This is a genomic window from Moraxella sp. VT-16-12 (assembly GCF_002224245.2).
GTDB lineage: Bacteria > Pseudomonadota > Gammaproteobacteria > Pseudomonadales > Moraxellaceae > Moraxella.
Genome location: NZ_NKHK02000002.1, coordinates 47366 through 68313, shown reverse-complemented (window position 1 = coordinate 68313; position 20948 = coordinate 47366). Strand labels below are relative to the sequence as shown.

Below are 20948 nucleotides of genomic sequence, written 5' to 3'. Positions count from 1 at the left end.
AATGATGATGACAAATTCAACCTTAGACCTTGATTTGATGACAGATGCTGACCATCAACGTTTATCTGTTCAAAATTTAACCTTACCATTTAATTATCATACCATCAAAAAATACCTACCGCACCGCTATCCATTCATGTTGATTGACCGTGTTACGGCGGTATCAGCCGACAACTGGATTACAGGGTATAAAAATATCACCATTAATGAAGAGTTGTTTAATGGACATTTTCCCGATAACCCCATCATGCCGGGCGTATTGATGGTAGAAGCAATGGCACAACTGTCTGGCATTTTGGGTTTTGTCAGTGCAGGGCAATCATCAGAAGATGGCTATTTGTATCTGTTTGCAGGTGTGGATAAAGTGCGTTTTAAAAAACTTGTCAGCACAGGTGATACTCTTGTGATTCGTTCAAAACTTGCCAATGCCAAACGTGAGATTTATAAGTTTGAATGTACCGCTCATGTGGATGGCAAACTGGCGTGTGGTGCTGAGATTATGATTGCTCGCCAAAAGGTGAACGCATGAACATTCACCCCACAGCCATCATAGATCCAAGTGCACAGATTGCCCCAAGTGCACAGATTGGGGCATATTGTATTATTGGTAAAAACAGCATTATTGGTGATGATACGATACTAAAATCACACGTTGTTGTGGGCGATAATACCACCATTGGACAACGAAACGAGATTTATCAATTTGCCAGCGTTGGTGAAGTGCCACAGGATTTAAAGTTTAAGGGCGAAGAGACTTATTTGCAAATCGGTCATGATAATCGCATTCGGGAGTCTTGCACACTTCATCGTGGCACGGCAGATGGTGGTGGTTTAACCAAAGTTGGCAACCATAATCTGCTGATGGCGAATGTGCATATTGCTCATGATTGTATGGTGGGCGACCATAATGTGCTGGCGAATAATGTTGGTGTTGCTGGTCATACTCATGTGGGCAATTATGTAATTATTGGTGGGCAATCAGGCATTCATCAGTTTTGTCGGATTGATGATTATGCAATGCTTGCTGGGGGGAGTATTATTTTTAAAGACGTGTGTGCCTTTACTACTGTCTCTGGCAACCCTACCAAAGTACATGGCTTAAACAAAGAAGGCATGAGAAGAAAAGGTTGGGGGAGTGATACCATACGTGCTTTGGAAGAGGCTTATCGCTTGGTGTTTCGTTCAAAAATGATAAAAGAAGATGTCATTAAAGAGCTTCAAAAGATGGTGGCAGACGAGCCAAAAGTGCAATTTTTTATTGATTCACTCATCAATAGCAAGCGTGGACTGATACGTTAAACCAAATTATAACAGATACCCATAACTTATTGTTATGGGTTTTTTTAATCTAAGCACTTGACTTTTTTTATTGCTTAATTCAAACTATTGTTGCAGGTTTGTTGTTGGGATTGCCAGTGATTTGGCGTAGGGTATTGTTTTTAAACAAACCTTAATTTTTTACAAACCTTATTAATAAACAAAAATTAAGGAGTGGCTATGACAACTCAAAGAGAAAGTTGGTCAGCACGTTCTGGATTTATTTTGGCGGCAGTCGGTTCGGCAGTCGGTTTGGGCAACATTTGGCGTTTTCCTTATACGGCTTATGAAAATGGGGGCGGTGCGTTTTTTATCCCTTATCTTATTGCTTTGGCAACGGCAGGTTTTCCGCTTTTGTTTTTAGATTATGTGGTTGGTCAAAAGTACAAAGGAGCACCGCCTACTGCATATCGGCGTATGGTGAAGTCCGCTGAGAGCGTTGGTTGGTGGCAAGTGTTGGTGTGTTCTGTCATCGGTGTTTATTATGCATCCGTACTGGCTTGGGCGGGTCAATACACCTTGTATGCCTTTAATCAATCGTGGGGGACTGATACAGGGAAATTTTTTGAAGCAGAATTTTTACAAGCAGGCTCTGGACTTGACTTTACCATTGTACCACATTTGTTGATGGGCGTGGTTGTGGTATGGGCGATTGTGCTGTTCATCATGTATGGTGGTGTGCGTAAAGGCGTGGAGCTGGTCAATAAAATCTGTATCCCACTGCTGATTGTGATGTTTGGTATCATGGTGGTTAAGGCAATAAGTTTAGAGGGAGCGAGCGTGGGTTTAAATGCCTTTTTTACCCCTGATTGGGCAAGAATGGCAGACCCAAAAGTGTGGCTTGCTGCTTATGGACACGTCTTTTTCTCTTTATCCATCGGCTTTGGTATCATGGTTACTTATTCATCTTATTTGAATAAAAACGCCAACCTAACAGGCTCAGGATTGGTGGTGGGTTTTGCTAACTCGTCCTTTGAAGTGCTGGCGGGTATTGGTATTTTTGCGGTGCTTGGCTTTATGGCGGCAGCGACAAATGTGCCTGTTCAAGAAGTTGCCAAAGGTGGACCGGGGTTGGCATTTGTGGCATTTCCACAAATCATCTCCACCATGGGTAATGCCGGAACCATCATCGGTGTGTTGTTCTTTGGCTCATTATTTGCCGCAGGTTTGACTTCTATGGCAAGTATTGTCCAAGTGCCAATCTCAGCAATGAAGGATAAATTTGGCTGGTCGCATAAAAAATCTGTAACCGTAGTTGGTGGCGTGTTAGCAGTCATCTCGGTTATCTTGTTTTCAACCAAATCAGCGATTACCTTTGTGGATGTTTTTGATTACTTTGCAAATAACATTGGCATCGTACTTGGTGCGATTTTGTCCATCATTTGGGTAACTTGGTTTAACCGCCCCATCATGGAAAAACTGGTCAATCACATCAATGCCATTTCTAGCTTTAAAGTGGGAACGATTTGGGTATTTATGCTCACTGTCATCACGCCCATTTCTTTGATTGTAACATTGGGTCTGTCTTTGCAATCATTGTTAAAAGATGGCTATGGTGGTTATCCTGTCATGGTACAGATGGTTTTTGGTTGGGGTGTGGTGGCACTGTTTGCCATTGGCTCATTTATCCTAACCAAAGCTCCCGCCCATGCGTCTCACCATGAACTTAATAAGGAGTAAATTATGAATGGTACTGCATTAACAGTCATGATTGTCGCCATGGTGGCAATCTGGGGTGGCTTGGTGCTATCAGTGATTCATTTGATTAAAAATCCTGATATTGACATGGATAAAGTGCCATCAGACCATTAAAAGGACTTTGCCATGATGACCATGGTGGCGTTATTGGCACCTGTTTGGTTGCCAATGCTATTAACAGGCATCTACGCTTTTGTTATCAGAGATTGGCTGACAGCCCAAATGCGTCCAACAGCAGATAAAGTATATTGGTGGGTGTATTTTGGGTTGTGGTTAGTGGCGATGGGGTTGTTTGTTACCGAGATTTTTGGTTGGCAAATGGCACTGATTTATCGTTGGCTGTGGTTTGTTGTGTTGGGCATTCCCATGCTCATGGCAATGTTTATTGTATTGTATCTGTCCATCATGGCAGCTGATTCTTGGTTTTAAGTTTTAAAACCCCCTAATGGGGGGTTTGTTATTTGTAATAAGCATTGGCTGTTTGGGTGTGGTCGGTTTCATCAATCACTTGTGTCAGCTCGGGTATTTGCTGTTTGAGCTGAACTTCAACACCTTGGCGTAAGGTTACGTCCACCGCACTGCACCCTTGACAGCCACCACCAAATTTTAGCACGGCGGTTTTGCCTGCTTCGTTTTCAAAAACTTCAATCAAATCCACATGACCACCGTGGCTAGCAAGCTGTGGGTTAATTTCAGATTGTAAAACATAGTTAATCCGTTCTTCAATGCTGGCATTTTCACCCACTTGGGGGACTTTGGAGTTGGGGGCTCTAAATGTGAGTTGTCCACCAAAACGGTCTTTGTTGTAGTCAATCACCGCATCATGCAAATAAGGAATACTTGGTGCGTCAATATGAGCGATAAAGGCAGGATAGGTAATTTGTAGGTCGTCTTCATCAATCTCATCAGGCTGGCAGTAGCTCATACAGCACTCCGCTCGTGGTGTGCCTGCGTATTCTACAAAGATGCGTACACCGATGCCTTCTACGTCTTGTTTGGCTAATAGCTCAGCCAAATAGCTTTGGGCAGATTCGGTGATGATGATGTTGCTGCTTAGGGGGCTGTCTTGTTGGTCGCTCATAACACACTCATTTTAAAAAATTTATGCTTTTATGGTAACATATTTGTGATTATCAAGGTTAATTTTATTAATATTGGAATTTAATATGTCTTATGAATTTGATTATTTGGTGTTTATTGGTCGTTTTCAGCCTTTTCATCAAGGACATAAATTTGTCATCAATCAAGCCTTGACACTTGCCAAAACTGTGCTGGTGCTCATTGGTTCGGCAAACTCTCCCCGCACCACCAAAAATCCGTTTAGTTTTGATGAGCGTGAAAGTATGATTTTGGGGGCGTTTGATGATGAATGTCGCATCATGTGTTTGCCTGTTGATGATAATTTATACAATGACCAAAAATGGCTGTCAGAAGTGCAGGCATTGATTTATCATGTGGTGGGCGATGATGATAAAGTGGGTGTGGTGGGCTATCATAAAGATAAAAGTTCTTATTATTTGTCATTATTTCCAAGCTTGGGCTGTGTGAACCTACCAAATTATGAAAATCTATCCGCCACACCAATAAGAAAGCGGTATTTTGACTGTGGGGAGATTGATGAAAATTTACCTGATAATGTTGCAAGATTTTTGGATAAATTTAAAAATAGTGAAGATTATTTAAGGCTACAACGTGAATACAATCACATTGCTGAGTATCAGTTAGCATGGCAACACGCACCTTATCCGCCTGTATTTGTTACAGCAGATGCTTTGGTGGTGCAGGCAGGGCATATTTTATTGATTGAGCGTGGGGGTGATTATGGACATGGTTTGTATGCATTGGCAGGGGGGTTTTTGGATACACATGAGACACTGTTTGAATGTGTGGTGCGTGAGCTTTATGAAGAAACAGGTCTTGTGATTGACCCAAATGCCCTAAAATCTGAACATACTTTTGATGCACCTGACCGCTCAGCTCGTGGACGAACCATCACCACGGTGTTTTATTTTGAGTTGTCAGGTGATGAGTTGCCTGCGTTAAAGGCGGGCGATGATGCCAGTCGTGCTTTTTGGTTGCCACTGGGTAAACTTGATGGCAAAATGATGTTTGAAGACCATCATAGTGTGATTTTAAAGGTCTTAGGACTGTGATGTTAAAAAGCAAGCAAGAAGTATTGCTAGGTGCATTAAAACACCATCTCTAAACGCCCAAAGGTGGAGATGTGATGGTCTTTGTTGTCGTCTTTGTTATTATAATAACCAACATCACCTTGGATAAATAGCCATTTTCGCCAAATTGGTTGTCGGTAGCTGACATAAGGACCGTAGGTGTTGAAGTTAGATTTGTGTTCATCTGCAATATCGCCCCCTGCATATAGCCCATAGCTAAATGAACGAGTACCAAGTGGGATTTGCCAATGGTGCTGTTGGTACAAACTGTTGCTCCAACCAATGTCTTCTTGGTGGTCTTTATTGGTGTAGATGACGTGCGTGCGATTCATCAGGGTGCGGTGAGTGGATTTGGGTTGGTCAAATTCAAGCGTGCTTAGAGCATAATGCTCACTTTTTGTGCCATAGCGATATACTTGTTCAAAGCGTCCGCCTGTGTTTTTCATTGTCCAGCGTTTTTCGCCACGCCATCTTAGATAGACATCACTAGAACGCAGCCCCAAATCTATGTCGGTTTGTATGCCAACATCGTCTTTAAAGCGAGACCATCTTAGTGCCAAAGACGTGTTATCACGGCGACTTTGTTGGCGGTCAAAAGTGTGTTCTTGTTCAGGGTGCAGTCGCCCATCGTTATGGATACCACCCCCTTGTTCATTGTCTAGCCTATCATCACCGATAAGGACGTTTAGACGGTCTTCTAAGGTGGGCAGTTTGATTTTGGCACGAATACGTGGTTTGATGGCTGTGTTATTATATTTATCATCATGAACATCTAGCATGACACGCACCGTAGCACGAGCAGGCTCATCAGGATTGGGTTTGCCAAACCAGTCATCTATGTAATGAGCGGTTTTCCCAAGCCAACGGCGAGTGTCATGATGTTTTTGGTCAAGCCAATCATCTTGGGTGGGAGTATCTTGGGCAAAAGATACACCACAAAAAAGCACAAATGATACAACCAATAAGCCTGCTTTCATAAATCATTCTCATAAAAAACTGTCTTATCATATCATGAATGCCTACAAACAAAAACCCCAGCCATTATTTGACTGGGGGATTGTTGGTTTTATTTTTTGGCTTCATAAATGAAATTATCTTGGGTGCTGACACTGTACACGCCATCAGTACTATATACAGTCAATGTAATAGGCGTATGACCCACAGCGATTTTATCAGCATCAGCGATGATACTGACTGGTATGCTGTATGTTTCGTTGGCACTTAGAGTAATTTCTTTGAAACGAGATTTTAATACCATGCCATCAATCGGTTCAAGTTTGACCATATAAGTGTGTTTTTGGTCGGTTTTATTGACGATTTTGACAACATAGCTGTTTTGAACTTTACCGTCTCGTCCTTTGGTAGAGACTTGTTTGCGGTCATGGCGAATGTCCATCTCTAATGGAGCACGACCTACGGCGACCCAAGTGGCAGTTGATATCAAAGCGCTTAATACAAAGATATAGGCAAAGATACGAAAACTGATGATTTTGGTTTTTTCTTTATGGACAAGCTGACGCTCGGTGGTGTAGCGTATCAGCCCACGTGGATAACCAACTTTATCCATAATCTCATTACAGGCATCAACACAAGCAGCACATTGAATACATTCAACTTGCAAGCCGTTTCTGATGTCAATGCCTGTGGGACAGACTTGTACACACATATTACAGTCTATACAGTCGCCCATGCCTTCTGGATGTGTGCCTTTTTTGCGAGGACCACGAGCTTCGCCACGTTCATAATCATAAGAAACAAGCAAAGTGTCTTTATCAAACATCACCGACTGAAAGCGACCATAAGGACAAAAATGAACACACATATGTTCACGCATATAGCCGGCGTTAGATTGAGTGGCAAAGGTGATGATAAAGAAAAACACCCATGTCATCTTGCCCCAGCCCATAAAAAATGGCGTTGCTCCATTAAAAAACAGATAATCCGTACCAACCACTAAGGCGATGAACGTTAAGGCGGTGATGACACTAAACACACCCCAAATGGCATGGATGAGTACTTTTTTTGCGATTTTTGAAGCGCTCCATGGCTCATCTTCAAACTTCATGCGTTTGTTGCGTTCGCCCAAAATCCATTTTTCAACGTGCTGATATAAATGCACATAAATGGTTTGCGGGCAAGCATAGCCACACCACACCCGCCCTGCATAGACAGTTACCATAAAGAGCGTCATGGCAGCTATCATAAAGATGAAGGCAAAAAAGTAGAAGTCTTGTGGCATAAATGTTGCCCCAAAGACAAAGAATTTGGCGTTTGCCACATCAAACATCAATGCTTGCCGGCCATTCCAGCGTAGCCACGGCATGACTAAAAAGCCTACCAAAATGGCGTACATGGTAACAACACGGATATTTTGATATTTACCTTTGACGAAACGGGGGTGAATGCGTTTTTTTGTGGCGTCCACCACAGGGGCGGTGGGAATGATTTTTTGCGGTGGTGGTTTTTGTTTTTTTGGCTTGTTTGCCTTTGGGGGGGTTACCGTTGTGTCGGGTGTATTGACATCGGTGGGGTTGGTGTTATCAGGCGACACGTTGGCAGGTGCGTCTGGGGGTATGGCAGAGTTTTTTTCTTGTTCTGACATGGTTTCACCTTAGCTAAAATCAGCGTAATACGCTTTGGCTGGGTCGTTTTGGTTTGGCTTGATTTAGGATAATTTAAGGTTGTTTTTATGATAAATTAAAACCAAACAAATCCCACAAATAACGTTGTGAATTTTTGGAATAATTTTATTCTACGCCTTTTGGTAAAAAAGTCTAGCATTATTTGTGGTTGATGATGGAAAATTTACTGTGTGGTATTTAACGCTTAAAATTCGGTCATGTCCTTGATGGCTTTGTACAAAGCTTTTTGTTCAGGACTGGGTTTGGCGGTTTGTAGGTTGAGTACTTGACTCATGTCGCCATCAATGCGAATTTTGCCTGTCATAAAGGCTTCTATGGCAATCTCGGCAGTCTCTGTGCCACCTTTGATGATGTTGCCTAAGGTTTTGTCATCAATATTGATGGTGCTGGTGGCTTGTTCGTGATGTCCTTTAAAAATTTTACCTGATGATAAATGTAAGTGTGTGTCGGCATCGCCTGTAATACTAAGATTGATGATAAGATTGGCAAGATTTGGTGGAAGATTTAGGTCGCCTGCTTGCTCGTTTAAGGTGGCAACGGCATCAAACCACGCAGGGCTTAAAAATTGTGTCATGTTTTGCTCCCAAAAAAAACATCAATAATAAATTTGTTATTATACGCAAAAAATTTTCAAACGCCTATAATATTTTAAAAAATAAAATAAAGATAAATTTTAAATTTAAAAATCAAATCATATCTTGAATAATTTCCCAAAAAAGTTAAAAAATTGCTAAAAAATTGCATTATTTTTACAAAAGGTGGCTCAAAATTTACAATAGTGTTGTATAATAAAGGAGAAAACCCATTAAAAATACCTTATTTTTAGTGTGGATTTATTTAAAAGTAACGCAAGCCAGCAATTCATCATGATTGCCAAGCGAGCAAGCCAATCTAAGGTTTGATGTTTTATCAGCACTCAGGTTTTTTCTGTTTTGTTTGCTTAATGTGATGATATTTGGCAAAGTTTGCGTTACAATAAGATAAATAACTATCTAAATGAAAGCGTAAATTTTTAGAGATGTTCATTTGTATTGAAATGAATTTCCAAAAAACGTAACACAAATTGGGCTGCACAGGAAACTATCCAATGAGTCTATCTAAAACAGCAGTAGCCCCATTATCGATTGACCATGAATACGAAATCACGATTGTGCGTTTCTTTACCATCATGGCGGTATTTTGGGGCATCGTTGGCATGAGCGTGGGTGTATTTATCGCATCACAGCTTGCATGGCCAGCACTTAACTTTGACACTTCTTGGCTATCTTTTGGACGTTTAAGACCGCTACACACCAATGCGGTGATTTTTGCGTTTGGGGGGTCAGCACTTTTTGCCACTTCTTATTACATTGTACAGCGTACCTGTAAGACTCGGCTTTTTGCCCCATATCTGGCGTGGTTTACGTTTTGGGGTTGGCAGGCGGTCATTGTCGGGGCGGTCATCACGTTGCCTTTGGGTATTACTTCTGCAAAAGAATACGCTGAATTGGAGTTGCCACTTGACATCATGATTGCTTTGGTGTGGGTGTCTTATGCCATAGTGTTTTTTGGTACGCTCATTAAGCGTCAAACTTCACATATTTATGTGGCGAACTGGTTCTTTGCTGCCTTTATCATTACCATTGCGTTGCTGCACCTTGTCAATAACATGGCAATTCCTGTGAGTATGTGGAAGTCTTATTCGTTGTACGGCGGTGCAACTGATGCGATGGTACAATGGTGGTATGGTCATAACGCAGTAGGTTTTTATTTGACCGCCGCTTTCTTGGGCATGATGTATTATTTCATTCCTGTTCAGATTGGTCGCCCAGTTTATTCTTACCGTTTGTCTATTGTGCACTTTTGGGCGTTGATTGCGTCTTATATGTGGGCAGGTGGACACCATTTGCATTACTCAGCATTGCCTGACTGGACTCAGTCTTTGGGCATGGTGTTTTCATTGATTTTGTTTGCACCATCTTGGGGTGGCATGATTAATGGTGTCATGACATTGGCAGGTAGCTGGGATAAATTGCGTACTGACCCAATCATTCGTTTCTTGATTGTTGCTTTGTCGTTTTATGCCATGAGTACCTTTGAAGGCCCAATGCTTTCTATTAAGGAAGTAAACGCCATCAGCCATAATACTGACTGGACGGTAGGACACGTTCACTCTGGTGCGTTGGGTTGGGTAGGTATGATTACCATTGGCTCTATCTATGTGCTCTTGCCACGTATTTGGAACAAAGCCAAAATGTATTCAACCAACCTAATTACGGTGCATTTTTGGCTTGCGACCACAGGTACGGTGCTTTATATTGTGGCGTTGTGGATTTCGGGCATTACCCAAGGTATCGTATGGCGTGAGACCAACTTAGATGGCACATTAAAATATGACTTTATTCATTCTGTGGTCATCTCCCACATTCCGTTTGTGGTGCGTGCCTTAGGTGGTTTCTTGTATGTTGGTGGTATGCTTGTGATGGCTTATAACTGTTACAAAACCATCAAAATGCCAAGCATTCCTGAAAACATCGCCGAGCCTAACGAAATTAACACAGGTCGTGATGAAGTTTTTGACAACGATGCAGTTAAGGCATAGGGGGAATGTATGTCTAATATCACTCATGAAATTGTAGAGAAAAACACAGGTCTGCTCGTTGTCTTTATTGTGATTGCCATCAGCTTTGCGACTTTGGTTGAGATTGTTCCTTTGATTTTTGACCAAAACGACCCAGACAAAGGTGGGGTAAATAAGCCTTTGCCAAATATGCGTCCTTGGACAGCATTAGAGCTGGAAGGTCGTGATATTTATATCCGTGAAGGCTGTCATGTGTGCCACACGCAGATGATTCGTCCTTTGCGTGCCGAAGTGGAGCGTTATGGACCTTATAGTCGTGCTGCTGAATCTGCTTGGGATCACCCATTTTTGTGGGGTTCTAAGCGTACAGGTCCTGACCTTGCTCGTGTGGGCGGTCGTTATTCTGACCAGTGGCATATTGATCATTTGATTAATCCACGCTCTGTTGTGCCTGATTCGGTCATGCCTTCTTATCCTTGGCTTGCTAAGAACGAAGTGGACGGCTCTAAGACACAAGCAAAAATGCGAATTTTCAAAGACCGTTTTGGCGTACCTTATAGCGAAGAAGACATTGCGGCAGCACCTGACCAAGTTCAAGGAGCAACCGAGCTTGATGCATTGGTAGCATATCTACAACAGTTAGGTATCGCCATGCAAGGGCAACGCTAATGAATTGGGGCGTTTTACATAGTATAGCGACAGTAGGGGCGTTTATTGCTTTTATTGCGATTGCTTGGTGGGCATATTCCCCCAAAAATAAAAAACGCTTTGAAGAAGATGCACAACTTGCGTTAGATGACAATCAATTAAAAAAATTGTCATCACAACGCACTAAGGATATACAATGAGCTTTTTTTGGAGTTCTTGGGTTACCATTTTTTCGCTAGGCTGTTGGCTGTTTGTATTTGGCGTGTTGGTATGGACTTTAAGAACAAAACCTGTTTTAGAAGAAGATGAAACCACAGGACACTCTTATGATGGCATCAAAGAGTACGATAAACCATTGCCAAAATGGTGGCTGTGGGTGTTTTTTGGAACATTGATTTGGGGTTTGGGATATTTTATCTTTTATCCAGCAATCCAACCTGGCGGTTGGAAAGGTGTATTAACCGTAACCGTTGATGGTCAAGAGTTGCCTTGGACATCAGAAAATGAGCTAAATAGCAACCTACAAAGCAACAACAAAGTATTTTTAACAAGTTTTGAAGGCATTTTGAGTGAAGATGGTGCGTCTGATGCGTTGCCAATCTTAGCAAAACTCAATGAATTGCAAGCCACTCAACGCAAAAATGCTGAGCCAAATGAAGAGTTGCAAGCTCAAATTGATGAGCAGGTCAAACTACTTGCTCCTTATGTGGACAAGCTTGTCAGTAACCCAGAAGCCATCAAAATTGGTAATAACCTATTTTTGCAAAACTGTGCATTGTGTCATGGCTCTAATGCTACTGGTGCCACAGGCTACCCCAACCTCACTGATAATGACTGGTTGTATGGCGGTAAAGCTGATGAAATCTTGCTGACCATTCATAACGGTCGTGTTGGTGCGATGGCAGCATGGCAAAAACAACTGGGCGAGTCTGGTGTGCGTGCTGCTGCTGAGTATGTGCTTAGCATCTCTGGCAACCAAAATGGCTATGAGTTAAACCAAGCTCAGGTAACACAGGGTAAAGCAATTTTTGAAGCTAACTGTGTGCTGTGTCATGGTGCTGACGCCAAGGGTCTAACGTCATTTGGTGCACCAAACTTGACTGATGATATTTGGCTGTTTGGTGGCGACCGCAGTACCATTCAAACCACCATTCGTCATGGTAGAGCAGGTGTGATGCCAGAGTGGCAGACTAAGCTAGGTAACGAACGTATCATGTTGTTAGCTGCTTATGTACGCTCACTGTCTCAAAATGCTGAATAATAACAGCTTAAAAAAAAGACCCTAAATCAGGGTCTTTTTTGTTTGAGCGAATTATTTGCTGATGGCGACTTGTAGCCAGATGTTTGCTTGAATATAATCTTGTACTTTAATGCGTTGATTGCTGTCAGTGCTTGGGGTGGCAATACGCACCACTAATGGCGTGCTGTCAGGCTCACGCAAAATCACCACATCAAACAAAGTAATTGCTTTATTAAAAAAGGACGTGTGGCTAATGCCTAACACTTGACCTTGACACCACGATTCGTCTTCTTGTCCAAAAGTTTCGCCATACAAATAAATACAACTGTGCCCTAAGTTAATCTCTACGGGAGCTAAGGGTGTGTCATCAACAGGTTGCCACGCACGGATTTGCTCAGTGATGTCATCAGGCACTCGCCCATCATTGGCTGAAACAATGTCATTAAAAGCACGATGATAGCGAATGGCTGTTGGGTCGTCTATCAAAATGTGCTGACTTTGGTCAGATGGCTCAATATGATATGCCCACGCACTCAAATAAGCCTGATAATCTTGGTTGGCTTGATAGTGGTTGTGATTAATGCTATAAAGCTGGTCAAACGCATATATCGTAGAGCCATCTTTGGTGTTTAGGCGTAAAATCGCATCTGATGTGCGTTCACAGCGAATAATTCTTTCAACATTACAAGTGGTTGCATAGGGGCTTTCCACACAGGGAAAGGTATTGACCAAAGCGATAGGTTTGCCTTGTTCCATCGCAAGCACTTGTTTGATATGGCAAGGCTCATCACCACTAATCAGTAGGCGTTTGTTGTCTGTGGTGTTGGGGCTCAGCCCCACAGGAAGTTTGGCGGTGTCTAGCATTTGTTTGAGCCAAATGGGTACTTCTTGGGTGATGTCTGTGCTTAAAATTGCCCAATGGTCGCCATGACTTGCGTTTTTGTCATCAGGTAGGTCAATCTTGGTCGGCGTAATTTGATGTTGATATTTGTAATGCAAAGTCTGTGATTGGCTCATGATGGCTTTCCAGATGTTGTTATTGGCAATATTAATAAGGTAAAAATTTAAAAAATCAAGCCAAAATATGATAAATGGTGTAAACTATGGCAAATTTTATCTGAGAAAAAATATGTTTCGTCCCTTGGCTTTATTTATTGGTTTACGTTATACCAAAGCTGAACGCAAAAATGGTTTTATCTCTTTTATTTCTTTTATTTCTATGATTGGATTGACTTTGGGCGTGGCGGTATTAATCACCGTGCTTTCGGTCATGAACGGCTTTGATAGGGAGATGAAAAGCCGTATTTTGGGCATGGTTTCTCAGGCAAATGTCATCTCTTATGATATTTTACCTGATTGGCGTGAGCTGTCCAAACAAATTGAGCAACAAGACAAAAACGTCGTGGCAACTGCACCATTTATTCAGCTTCAAGGAATGCTTACTGCTCATGGGCAAGTGTCAGGCATTGTGCTGTCAGGGGTAGAGCCTGAATACGAAAAAAAGGTCTCGGTGGTTAATGATTATATGGTGTCAGGCAGTTTTGATGATTTGCAAGCAGGTGAATTTGGCATTGTATTGGGTGATAGCAAAGCGGCTGAGATGGGTGTCAGACTTGGTGAAAAAGTTACCATTGTTTTGCCAGAAGCATCGCCATCGCCTGCGGGGGTAATTCCTAGATTTAAACGATTTACCTTGGTGGGGACGTTTCGTATTAATAATGAGATTGATGGCTTGATGGGTTTTGTGGCAATGAAAGATGCAGGAGCCATGCTGCGTTTGCCTGATGGGGCTCAGGGCATTCGTCTAAAATTAAATGACATTTTTAAAGCTCCCCAATCTGCTCTAAACGCCCAAAACATAGACTCGCAACGTTTGATGGCAAGTGATTGGACGCACACGCACGGCAATCTTTTTTCGGCGGTGCAAATGGAGAAGGCAATGATTGGTTTATTGCTGTTTTTAATCGTCATTGTGGCAGCGTTTAATATCGTATCTAGCCTTATCATGCTGGTTACTGACAAAAAATCTGACATCGCCATTTTAAAAACTTTTGGGGCAAGTCCAAAACTTATCATGCAGGTATTTGTGGTGCAAGGCATGATTATCGGTGTGATTGGCACGGTTGTTGGTACGGTGCTCGGTGTGATATTGGCTTTGTCTGTTAATGATATTTTGGTGTTTGTCAGCAAATTGTTTGGGGTGAGTTTGTTTAATACCAGCGTGTATCCTGTGGATTATTTGCCTTCGCAGATACAGGTGGCGGATGTGGCGTTAATTGTGGTGGCATCTTTTTTATTGTCATTTTTGATGACGGTATATCCTGCCTTAAAAGCATCAAAAATCCAACCTGCCCAAACTTTGCGTTACGAATAGGAATATAATATGACTGTGATTTTAGAAGCCAAAAACATCAGTAAGATTTATGACGAAGGCAAAATCAAAACCACCGTTTTATCAGGGCTAGATTTGACCATACACCAAGGTGAAAGGCTTGCCATTGTTGGCAGTAGTGGCTCTGGCAAAAGCACGCTGTTACATCTGTTGGGCGGACTAGACACACCCACCACAGGCGAAGTGTGGATAAATGGCGTGTGTGTTAATCGCTTAAATGAAACGGAGCGTGGCAAACTTAGAAATGAACAGTTGGGTTTTATTTATCAATTTCATCATTTATTGGCAGAATTTGATGCCACCGAAAATGTCGCCATGCCGTTATTAATGCGTTCACACTTTTCCATCAAAGAAGCTTATGATAGGGCAAATGATTTGTTGGATAAGGTGGGTTTGTCTCACCGCACACATCACCGCCCAAGTGAGCTGTCAGGGGGGGAGCGTCAGCGTGTTGCCATTGCTCGGGCTTTGGTTACACAGCCTGCTTTGGTGTTGGCGGACGAGCCCACAGGTAACTTAGATGACGATAATGCCAAAGCGGTGTTTGATTTGTTGTCTGATTTACAAAATACGCTTGGTATGGCACTGATTATGGTAACACACGATAGAGAGCTTGCCAGTCGTGCCGATAGGGTGCTTGAAATGAAAAGCGGGCATTGGGTCTGATTTGTGGTGATTTGTCAAATCGAAAAATCATCTGTACCATTTTTTTGACTATCACGGACTTTATGTCCTTTTTGGGTACTAAAACGTGGGGCGTTTTCGTTGTAGCCGTGGCGTTTTCGCCAATCTGCCACCACGTGCCACTGCCAAATAAAGCGAAATAATAATCCTGCAATGATGCTAGATATCACACCACAAATCACCAAACCCAGCCCAAAAACTTCAAAAGAAAATGTATTAGAATTTGGGGGGTTACCTGTACCAAAAATCCACAAGGTTAAATCTGCAAGTAATACACCTATCCCACGCAGTCCGATGATTGGCTCTCCTAGAATGATTGCCCCCACCGAATACGCCAACCAAAATACTGGAATGGTGGTTAAGGGGTTGGTAATCCAAGTGAGAGCGATTGCCATAGGAACGTTGGCACGAAACAGCAAGGCTCCAATAAGAGCAAGCGGCATTTGACCAGGTAGGGGGAAAAACGCACAAAGCACGCCAATATACACCCCACGCCCCAAAGATGCACGGTTCATGTGCCACAGACGTGGGTCAGCCAAAAAAGGGGCAAACCAACGGATAATGCGACTTTCTTGGAGTTTTTCGGGAGTGGGCAACCAAGCCTTTAAGCGTTTTTTGGGCATAAATCGTCAAAAGTAATGATGGAATTTCAGATTATAACAAAACTGCATTTTTTTAGTAGTGATTTTTGTAAGTGAATGATAAATATCAAAAAAACTTAGCCCCCTAAGGAGCTAAGTGTTATTTTTTGGTCAGAAATTAACCCAAGAAAGCGTTATACATCCACACTTGCTTTTCTTGCTCTTGGACATAGCCAGTAACGATGTCTGCTGTGCCTTGGTCGCTGGCTTCTTCGGCAAGCTCGGCAACTTTACGCTGTTCTTCAATGAGCGATTGTAAGCCTTTTACCACACCTTCAACACAGCCACGTCCATCGAATACGCCTTTGTCTTCTTGAATGGTAGCACGCTCAGCAAAGTCGGTATAAGCATGAAGTGGTGTGCCACCTAGGGTCAAGATACGTTCAGCAATCTCATCAATTTGTAGTTGTAGCTCAGTATAAAGCTCTTCAAATTTTGGATGTAGGGTAAAAAAGTGCTCGCCTTTGACGTTCCAATGATAGCCACGCACATTGATATAAAAGATGTGATAGCTAGACAGTAGGGCGTTTAAGGCTTTGATGACAGGGGTCAATTCTGCATTTTCAAGACCGATTTGGTTGGTACTCATGGTGTACTCCTATGGTTTTAAAAAGTTTTATGCTCTAAAATTAATCTGTATCATGATAGCACAGATTGCTACTAAGTAAAATTTAATATTTTGATAGCTGTCATAAATTTATCGTATCATGTCATCATGCCGTCGGTTTTGAGTCCTTTGGGGGTGATTTCTTGTAAATGTTTGATGATGGTGTTGATGGGTAGACCTTTGTTATTTAGGCGTTTTGGAATGATTTGACTGCCTTTTTGACCTTGCATTTCAAACATGATAAACACAAAATCATCCGTCTCATCCCATTGTGTTACTGCCGACCAATTTAGCACCCCTTGCTGTGTGGGGGCAGAACGCATGGTCATGCCACGCATTTGTGGGTTTTGCAAAATGTCGCTTTTGGCCGGTATGGTCATGATAAGACCGTGTTTTTGCACACCCAGTTTTAGGGCATACATTTCATCAGGAATGTTAATCTCGCTGACTTGTTTGTCAAACTCTCGTCTCATGTACCATTGCATGCCCAAAGTGCGTAATAACAGATAAATTACCACACCCACCAGCATTATCCAAAAAATAATGGTGGAGTACCCATTGACAAAAATCAGCCCCAACACCGCAAGAGCAACCGTGATGCCAAGAATTATCCATTCTTTGGTTCGGACTGATTTAAGACTGACTGCTTGTACTGATTTTTCAAACAGAGCAAGCTGAGCGTTGCGAAACTCAGCATCACTCATGTCTAAGGCGACAGGTTGTAGCGTGTAGGGATATAGGGCTTGTTTTGGTTTTTGGCTCATGATGATGTCTTAGGTAAAAATGCCTATCTTACCCAAAACTTTGCAAAAAATAAACCCAAAAAGCTGAAATTTTACGTCAAATTTGCTATTATTAGCCAATTTTAGAATTTTAGATGGTTAGGTAAATTATGTTAGACCCAAAATTACTCCGTGGTGATTTGACCACTTTACAAAAAAAATTGGCAACACGTGGCTATGATTTGGACATCAATTTTTGGCAGGATATGGAAACCAAGCGTAAAGCCATTCAGGTAAAAACCGAAGATTTGCAAGCCCAAAAAAACGCAGGGGCAAAAAAGATTGGCGAGCTGAAACGTGCTGGCGAAAATGCAGACGAGCTACTTGCTCAAATGGAAAAAGTCAGTGAACAGATGAAACTTGCCGAAAGCGAGCTTAAAGAGCTACAAACTGTCATCAATGATGCCAGTCTTGCCATTCCTAATTTGCCTGATGACAGTGTGCCTGTTGGGGCGGACGAGCATGATAATGTAGAAGTGCGAAAGTGGGGCGTGCCACGCACTTTTGATTTTGATGTCAAAGACCATACTGATATTGGCGAAAACTTGGGTCAGCTTGATTTTGAGATGGCAGCCAAATTGACAGGCAGTCGGTTTAGTGTATTAAAAGGTGGACTTGCTCGGCTCAACCGTGCCTTGGTGCAGTTTATGCTAGATACCCACATCAAAGCAGGCTATACCGAGATGTATGTACCTTATATGGTCAATGGCGACAGCCTACAAGGCACAGGACAGCTGCCAAAGTTTGAAGAAGACCTATTTAAACTGCGTGGCGACAAAGAATACTATCTAATTCCAACATCAGAAGTGCCACTGACCAACAGCGTGCGTGATAGCATGTTAAATCCGAGTGAGTTGCCATTAAAACTCACCGCTCATACGCCGTGTTTTCGTAGCGAAGCAGGCAGTGCAGGGCGTGATACTCGTGGGCTGATTCGTCAGCACCAGTTTGAAAAAGTGGAGATGGTACAAATCGTGCGTGCTGATACGTCCATGCAAGCCCTAGAAGAAATGACCGCCCAAGCTGAGAGCATTTTGCAAGCCTTGGAGCTGCCTTATCGTGTGGTGGCTTTGTGTACGGGCGACATGGGGTTTAGTGCGACCAAGACCTATGATATTGAAGTGTGGCTACCTAGCCAAGATACTTACCGAGAGATTTCTAGCTGTTCTAACTGTGGGGATTTTCAGGCTCGGCGTATGACAGCAAGGGTCAAAGACGGCAAAAAAACTGAGCTGGTACACACCTTAAATGGCTCAGGGCTTGCGGTGGGAAGGACACTACTGGCTATCCTTGAAAATCATCAAAACGCCGATGGCAGTGTGAGCATTCCAAAGGCGTTGCAACCTTATATGGGCGGATTGACAGTGTTGGGCGTTTAGATTCTATTGATTAAAAAATGCCGTTTTCAAAGACGGCATTTTGATTGATGTTTAATTTAATGCCCTTTCTAGTGTATCAAATAATCTTTTAAAATTATTTAATGTTTCATCAGAAACCTTTTGTTTGCCGTAGATGATTTTATTTTTAAATACAGCAGATGTGGATGCGTATTTGTTAAAGTTACCATCTTTATCAACCAATCTAAATGCAGTTAAGTCATCATCACTAAATACATGTTCAATCTCTTTTCCAACAAATTCTTTACCCATATCGGATAAAGTAATAACAGTTAAATCAGAATTTTCATTGATTTTTTTCATCACTTTACCTGCGGTATCGCCATCAACCAACAATATAGCATCTTTGCGAATGCTGAGCAGTTTTTTGCTGACAGCTCTTTTGGATTCTTCGTTACTATCCCCAACACCATTGATGGGTAAAAAAGTAAACTCTGATTTGCCTAATAAATGTTTAAACGCTGTCAAGTAGTTATAGTCTGTAATGCCTTCTACAAAAACAAGTTTTTGATTGGGGTTAATGATGATGTGATTTTCAATGGTAAGAGCTTCTTTAACAGCAAGTAATGAATCTGAGTCTGTACTGTTAACTGCCGAAAAGTTATTTTCAATGTAGGTGATATTGTCATCGTTCTTAATCACCCTTAACTCATCAAGAAAATCTAAGTCAATCAAAAATGGTGAGTGTGTTGCCATGACAATGGTAACATCATTATGCACAGCGAATTCTTTTAAAAATTTTCTTAGCTCTCTTTGCCCTTTAATGTGTAGATTAGTGGCAGGTTCGTCCATAATAATGATGTCGCCAGCCTGAATATCATTTGAGCATAAAAGGTTAAAAAACAGGTCAAAAAACCATTTAAAACCAACTGACTGAGAGTCTAATAAGAGAGAATTTTTCCCTTTAAATAAGGAAAAATATATTTTATCTGCATGCAAGGATATTTTAAAAGAATAATTTGCATCTTTTGTATAATAAAGCTGATTAAACTTATTTGAAATGGTCACTAATTTTTCATTAATTCTGTCGCTTTCTTGTTCTAATATACCGATAAGGTTTCTCTTATTAAACACTTCATAAGACTTATGGATGGTTGATATATTAACATTAATAGATTTTAAAATGGATAAAAGAAAACTATTTTTTTGAATGTCTTGATGATTTGAAATTAGGTCTTTATTGCAGATACTTTTTTGTTTATAAGTAATAATTCTAGACATAAAATTAGTACCAAAATTTTTCTGCAATATATGATTTAAACCTTTAAATGATGGCGTAATACTAATTTCGTGATTTAGGTTGTATTGTTTTAATGTTTTTATGGTTTCACTATTATCACTGGGTAGCAAAAATTCTATCTTATTTTTTAATGATTTTTTACAAGATAGATAATCTTTTTTATCTTCATCTCTGCGACAAAATAAGGATATTTTTGGGTTTCTGTATTCATCTTCCATATATAAATCAGTGATATCATGTTCAGCAATGTTGCCATTAGCGATGATATTGAGTGCATCTAATATATTAGATTTTCCTGAGTTATTTGCACCAATTAAGATTACCAAATCACCTAGCTCGCCTTTGTGTAAAGAATGATTTAGCACCAATCTCTCATAAGTGGGTTTGTTTGGCTGATTTTTAAAACCAATGTTTCTAAAATGCTCAATTCTAAGTGAACGTTCCACTATTTGTCTCCCGTATTAAGTTTCATCAGTAATTGTATGTTATCATAAGGTTTTAAAAGATTAATTTCTACATCAGATAATTGTCTTTTGTTGATTAAAGGATATATTTTTAATGCGTATTCAACCATATCATCAAAGTCTGATTTTGTTAAAATCAGTTCAATAAATTGATTTTTAATAGAGTTATCATTATTTTTTAACATTGATTGAGTGTCTAAACTTTTATTTTCTACGGTGTTTTGAATAATAAAAGCAATGGCTGATTTTTTACCAATAAGAGAATCGCTATCAATGTATCTAAATAGATCTAAAATAGGCTGATGAATGATGAGATATTCTCCATTATCATAAGCATCAATAAATTTATACATTGTGGGGCGGGAAACTTGAAAATAATCGGACAGCTCAGTAATTTTAAGCTCTATCTCTTTTAGTCGGTCTTTAATCATGTAATACCTTTTTAAATTTATTTACATTTTTTGT

At 41.1% G+C, this 20948-nt stretch carries 23 protein-coding genes; 13 read left to right on the top strand and 10 right to left on the bottom strand.

Annotated features, from left to right (window positions below):
* Nucleotides 1–7 precede the first annotated feature (7 nt).
* The 5 genes from fabZ (at nucleotide 8) to CEW93_RS02095 (ending at nucleotide 3444) form a co-directional block, all read left to right on the top strand.
* The gene (gene fabZ / locus CEW93_RS02115; RefSeq protein ID WP_089539293.1) at nucleotides 8–529 is read left to right on the top strand and encodes a 3-hydroxyacyl-ACP dehydratase FabZ; all 522 of its coding nucleotides are present in this window, start codon (nucleotides 8–10) and stop codon (nucleotides 527–529) included.
* Nucleotides 526–1299 carry an acyl-ACP--UDP-N-acetylglucosamine O-acyltransferase gene (gene lpxA, locus CEW93_RS02110; RefSeq protein ID WP_089539287.1) on the top strand — a complete coding sequence of 258 codons (774 nt, stop codon included), beginning with the start codon at nucleotides 526–528 and terminating at the stop codon, nucleotides 1297–1299. Before fabZ ends, lpxA begins: the two co-directional genes overlap by 4 nt.
* Before the next feature lie 198 nt (nucleotides 1300–1497).
* Nucleotides 1498–2997, top strand: coding sequence for a sodium-dependent transporter (locus CEW93_RS02105; protein ID WP_089539288.1), 1500 nt, complete (start codon nucleotides 1498–1500; stop codon nucleotides 2995–2997).
* A 3-nt stretch (nucleotides 2998–3000) separates the two neighbouring features.
* The gene (locus CEW93_RS02100; RefSeq protein WP_089539289.1) at nucleotides 3001–3129 is read left to right on the top strand and encodes a methionine/alanine import family NSS transporter small subunit; all 129 of its coding nucleotides are present in this window, start codon (nucleotides 3001–3003) and stop codon (nucleotides 3127–3129) included.
* A 12-nt stretch (nucleotides 3130–3141) separates the two neighbouring features.
* Nucleotides 3142–3444, top strand: coding sequence for a hypothetical protein (locus tag CEW93_RS02095; protein ID WP_089539290.1), 303 nt, complete (start codon nucleotides 3142–3144; stop codon nucleotides 3442–3444).
* Between the two features lie 28 nt (nucleotides 3445–3472).
* Here the strand turns inward: CEW93_RS02095 and nfuA are convergent, their stop codons facing one another.
* A complete protein-coding gene (gene nfuA / locus CEW93_RS02090; protein WP_089539291.1) occupies nucleotides 3473–4096 on the bottom strand; it encodes a Fe-S biogenesis protein NfuA in 624 nt (207 codons plus the stop codon).
* Nucleotides 4097–4181: 85 nt separating this feature from the next.
* Here nfuA and CEW93_RS02085 point away from each other — a divergent pair, with 85 nt between their 5' ends.
* Nucleotides 4182–5168, top strand: a complete 987-nt coding sequence (locus CEW93_RS02085; protein WP_089539292.1) for a bifunctional nicotinamide-nucleotide adenylyltransferase/Nudix hydroxylase — start codon at nucleotides 4182–4184, stop codon at nucleotides 5166–5168.
* A 35-nt stretch (nucleotides 5169–5203) separates the two neighbouring features.
* On the opposite strand, the gene CEW93_RS02080 is transcribed toward CEW93_RS02085, so the two are convergent.
* The 3 genes from CEW93_RS02080 to CEW93_RS02070 form a co-directional block, all read right to left on the bottom strand.
* Entirely contained in the window at nucleotides 5204–6163 is a 960-nt protein-coding gene (locus CEW93_RS02080; RefSeq protein WP_089539871.1) for a hypothetical protein, read from the bottom strand.
* Nucleotides 6164–6252: 89 nt separating this feature from the next.
* Complete coding sequence (ccoG, locus tag CEW93_RS02075) at nucleotides 6253–7788, bottom strand: cytochrome c oxidase accessory protein CcoG (RefSeq protein WP_089539868.1); 1536 nt, start codon at nucleotides 7786–7788, stop codon at nucleotides 6253–6255.
* A 224-nt stretch (nucleotides 7789–8012) separates the two neighbouring features.
* Complete coding sequence (locus CEW93_RS02070; protein WP_089539865.1) at nucleotides 8013–8402, bottom strand: SCP2 sterol-binding domain-containing protein; 390 nt, start codon at nucleotides 8400–8402, stop codon at nucleotides 8013–8015.
* Between the two features lie 513 nt (nucleotides 8403–8915).
* Between CEW93_RS02070 and ccoN the strand changes: the two genes are divergently transcribed.
* From ccoN to ccoP, 4 genes are read left to right on the top strand one after another with little or no spacing between them, the layout of a single operon-like run.
* Complete coding sequence (gene ccoN / locus CEW93_RS02065) at nucleotides 8916–10409, top strand: cytochrome-c oxidase, cbb3-type subunit I (RefSeq protein ID WP_089539862.1); 1494 nt, start codon at nucleotides 8916–8918, stop codon at nucleotides 10407–10409.
* Between the two features lie 9 nt (nucleotides 10410–10418).
* Nucleotides 10419–11057 carry a cytochrome-c oxidase, cbb3-type subunit II gene (gene ccoO / locus CEW93_RS02060; protein ID WP_089539859.1) on the top strand — a complete coding sequence of 213 codons (639 nt, stop codon included), beginning with the start codon at nucleotides 10419–10421 and terminating at the stop codon, nucleotides 11055–11057.
* Nucleotides 11057–11236, top strand: a complete 180-nt coding sequence (locus CEW93_RS02055; RefSeq protein WP_089539856.1) for a cbb3-type cytochrome c oxidase subunit 3 — start codon at nucleotides 11057–11059, stop codon at nucleotides 11234–11236. Before ccoO ends, CEW93_RS02055 begins: the two co-directional genes overlap by 1 nt.
* Nucleotides 11233–12297 carry a cytochrome-c oxidase, cbb3-type subunit III gene (ccoP, locus tag CEW93_RS02050; RefSeq protein WP_089539855.1) on the top strand — a complete coding sequence of 355 codons (1065 nt, stop codon included), beginning with the start codon at nucleotides 11233–11235 and terminating at the stop codon, nucleotides 12295–12297. The genes CEW93_RS02055 and ccoP overlap by 4 nt, the downstream gene beginning before the upstream one ends.
* Nucleotides 12298–12348: 51 nt before the next feature.
* Here ccoP and CEW93_RS02045 read toward each other — a convergent pair whose 3' ends face one another.
* A complete protein-coding gene (locus tag CEW93_RS02045) occupies nucleotides 12349–13293 on the bottom strand; it encodes a hypothetical protein (protein ID WP_089539853.1) in 945 nt (314 codons plus the stop codon).
* A gap of 112 nt (nucleotides 13294–13405) precedes the next feature.
* On the opposite strand from CEW93_RS02045, the gene CEW93_RS02040 reads away from it, so the two are divergent.
* Both CEW93_RS02040 and lolD read left to right on the top strand, forming a co-directional pair.
* Nucleotides 13406–14650 carry a lipoprotein-releasing ABC transporter permease subunit gene (locus CEW93_RS02040; RefSeq protein WP_089539874.1) on the top strand — a complete coding sequence of 415 codons (1245 nt, stop codon included), beginning with the start codon at nucleotides 13406–13408 and terminating at the stop codon, nucleotides 14648–14650.
* 9 nt (nucleotides 14651–14659) lie between these two features.
* Complete coding sequence (lolD, locus tag CEW93_RS02035) at nucleotides 14660–15334, top strand: lipoprotein-releasing ABC transporter ATP-binding protein LolD (protein ID WP_089539851.1); 675 nt, start codon at nucleotides 14660–14662, stop codon at nucleotides 15332–15334.
* Nucleotides 15335–15348: 14 nt separating this feature from the next.
* Here the strand turns inward: lolD and CEW93_RS02030 are convergent, their stop codons facing one another.
* The 3 genes from CEW93_RS02030 to CEW93_RS02020 all read right to left on the bottom strand — a co-directional run bounded on the left by CEW93_RS02030 (nucleotide 15349) and on the right by CEW93_RS02020 (nucleotide 17364).
* On the bottom strand, nucleotides 15349–15975 hold the full coding sequence (locus CEW93_RS02030) for a DUF2062 domain-containing protein (RefSeq protein ID WP_089539849.1): 627 nt from the start codon (nucleotides 15973–15975) through the stop codon (nucleotides 15349–15351).
* A 136-nt stretch (nucleotides 15976–16111) separates the two neighbouring features.
* Complete coding sequence (locus CEW93_RS02025) at nucleotides 16112–16582, bottom strand: Dps family protein (RefSeq protein WP_089539846.1); 471 nt, start codon at nucleotides 16580–16582, stop codon at nucleotides 16112–16114.
* A gap of 116 nt (nucleotides 16583–16698) precedes the next feature.
* A complete protein-coding gene (locus tag CEW93_RS02020; RefSeq protein WP_089539844.1) occupies nucleotides 16699–17364 on the bottom strand; it encodes a YcxB family protein in 666 nt (221 codons plus the stop codon).
* A 128-nt stretch (nucleotides 17365–17492) separates the two neighbouring features.
* On the opposite strand from CEW93_RS02020, the gene serS reads away from it, so the two are divergent.
* Entirely contained in the window at nucleotides 17493–18761 is a 1269-nt protein-coding gene (gene serS / locus CEW93_RS02015) for a serine--tRNA ligase (protein ID WP_089539842.1), read from the top strand.
* Nucleotides 18762–18812: 51 nt separating this feature from the next.
* Here serS and CEW93_RS02010 read toward each other — a convergent pair whose 3' ends face one another.
* Together CEW93_RS02010 and CEW93_RS02005 are read right to left on the bottom strand one after the other, a co-directional pair.
* The gene (locus tag CEW93_RS02010; protein ID WP_089539840.1) at nucleotides 18813–20465 is read right to left on the bottom strand and encodes an ATP-dependent endonuclease; all 1653 of its coding nucleotides are present in this window, start codon (nucleotides 20463–20465) and stop codon (nucleotides 18813–18815) included.
* Nucleotides 20465–20914 carry a hypothetical protein gene (locus CEW93_RS02005; RefSeq protein ID WP_089539839.1) on the bottom strand — a complete coding sequence of 150 codons (450 nt, stop codon included), beginning with the start codon at nucleotides 20912–20914 and terminating at the stop codon, nucleotides 20465–20467. The genes CEW93_RS02010 and CEW93_RS02005 overlap by 1 nt, the downstream gene beginning before the upstream one ends.
* Nucleotides 20915–20948: the final 34 nt, after the last annotated feature.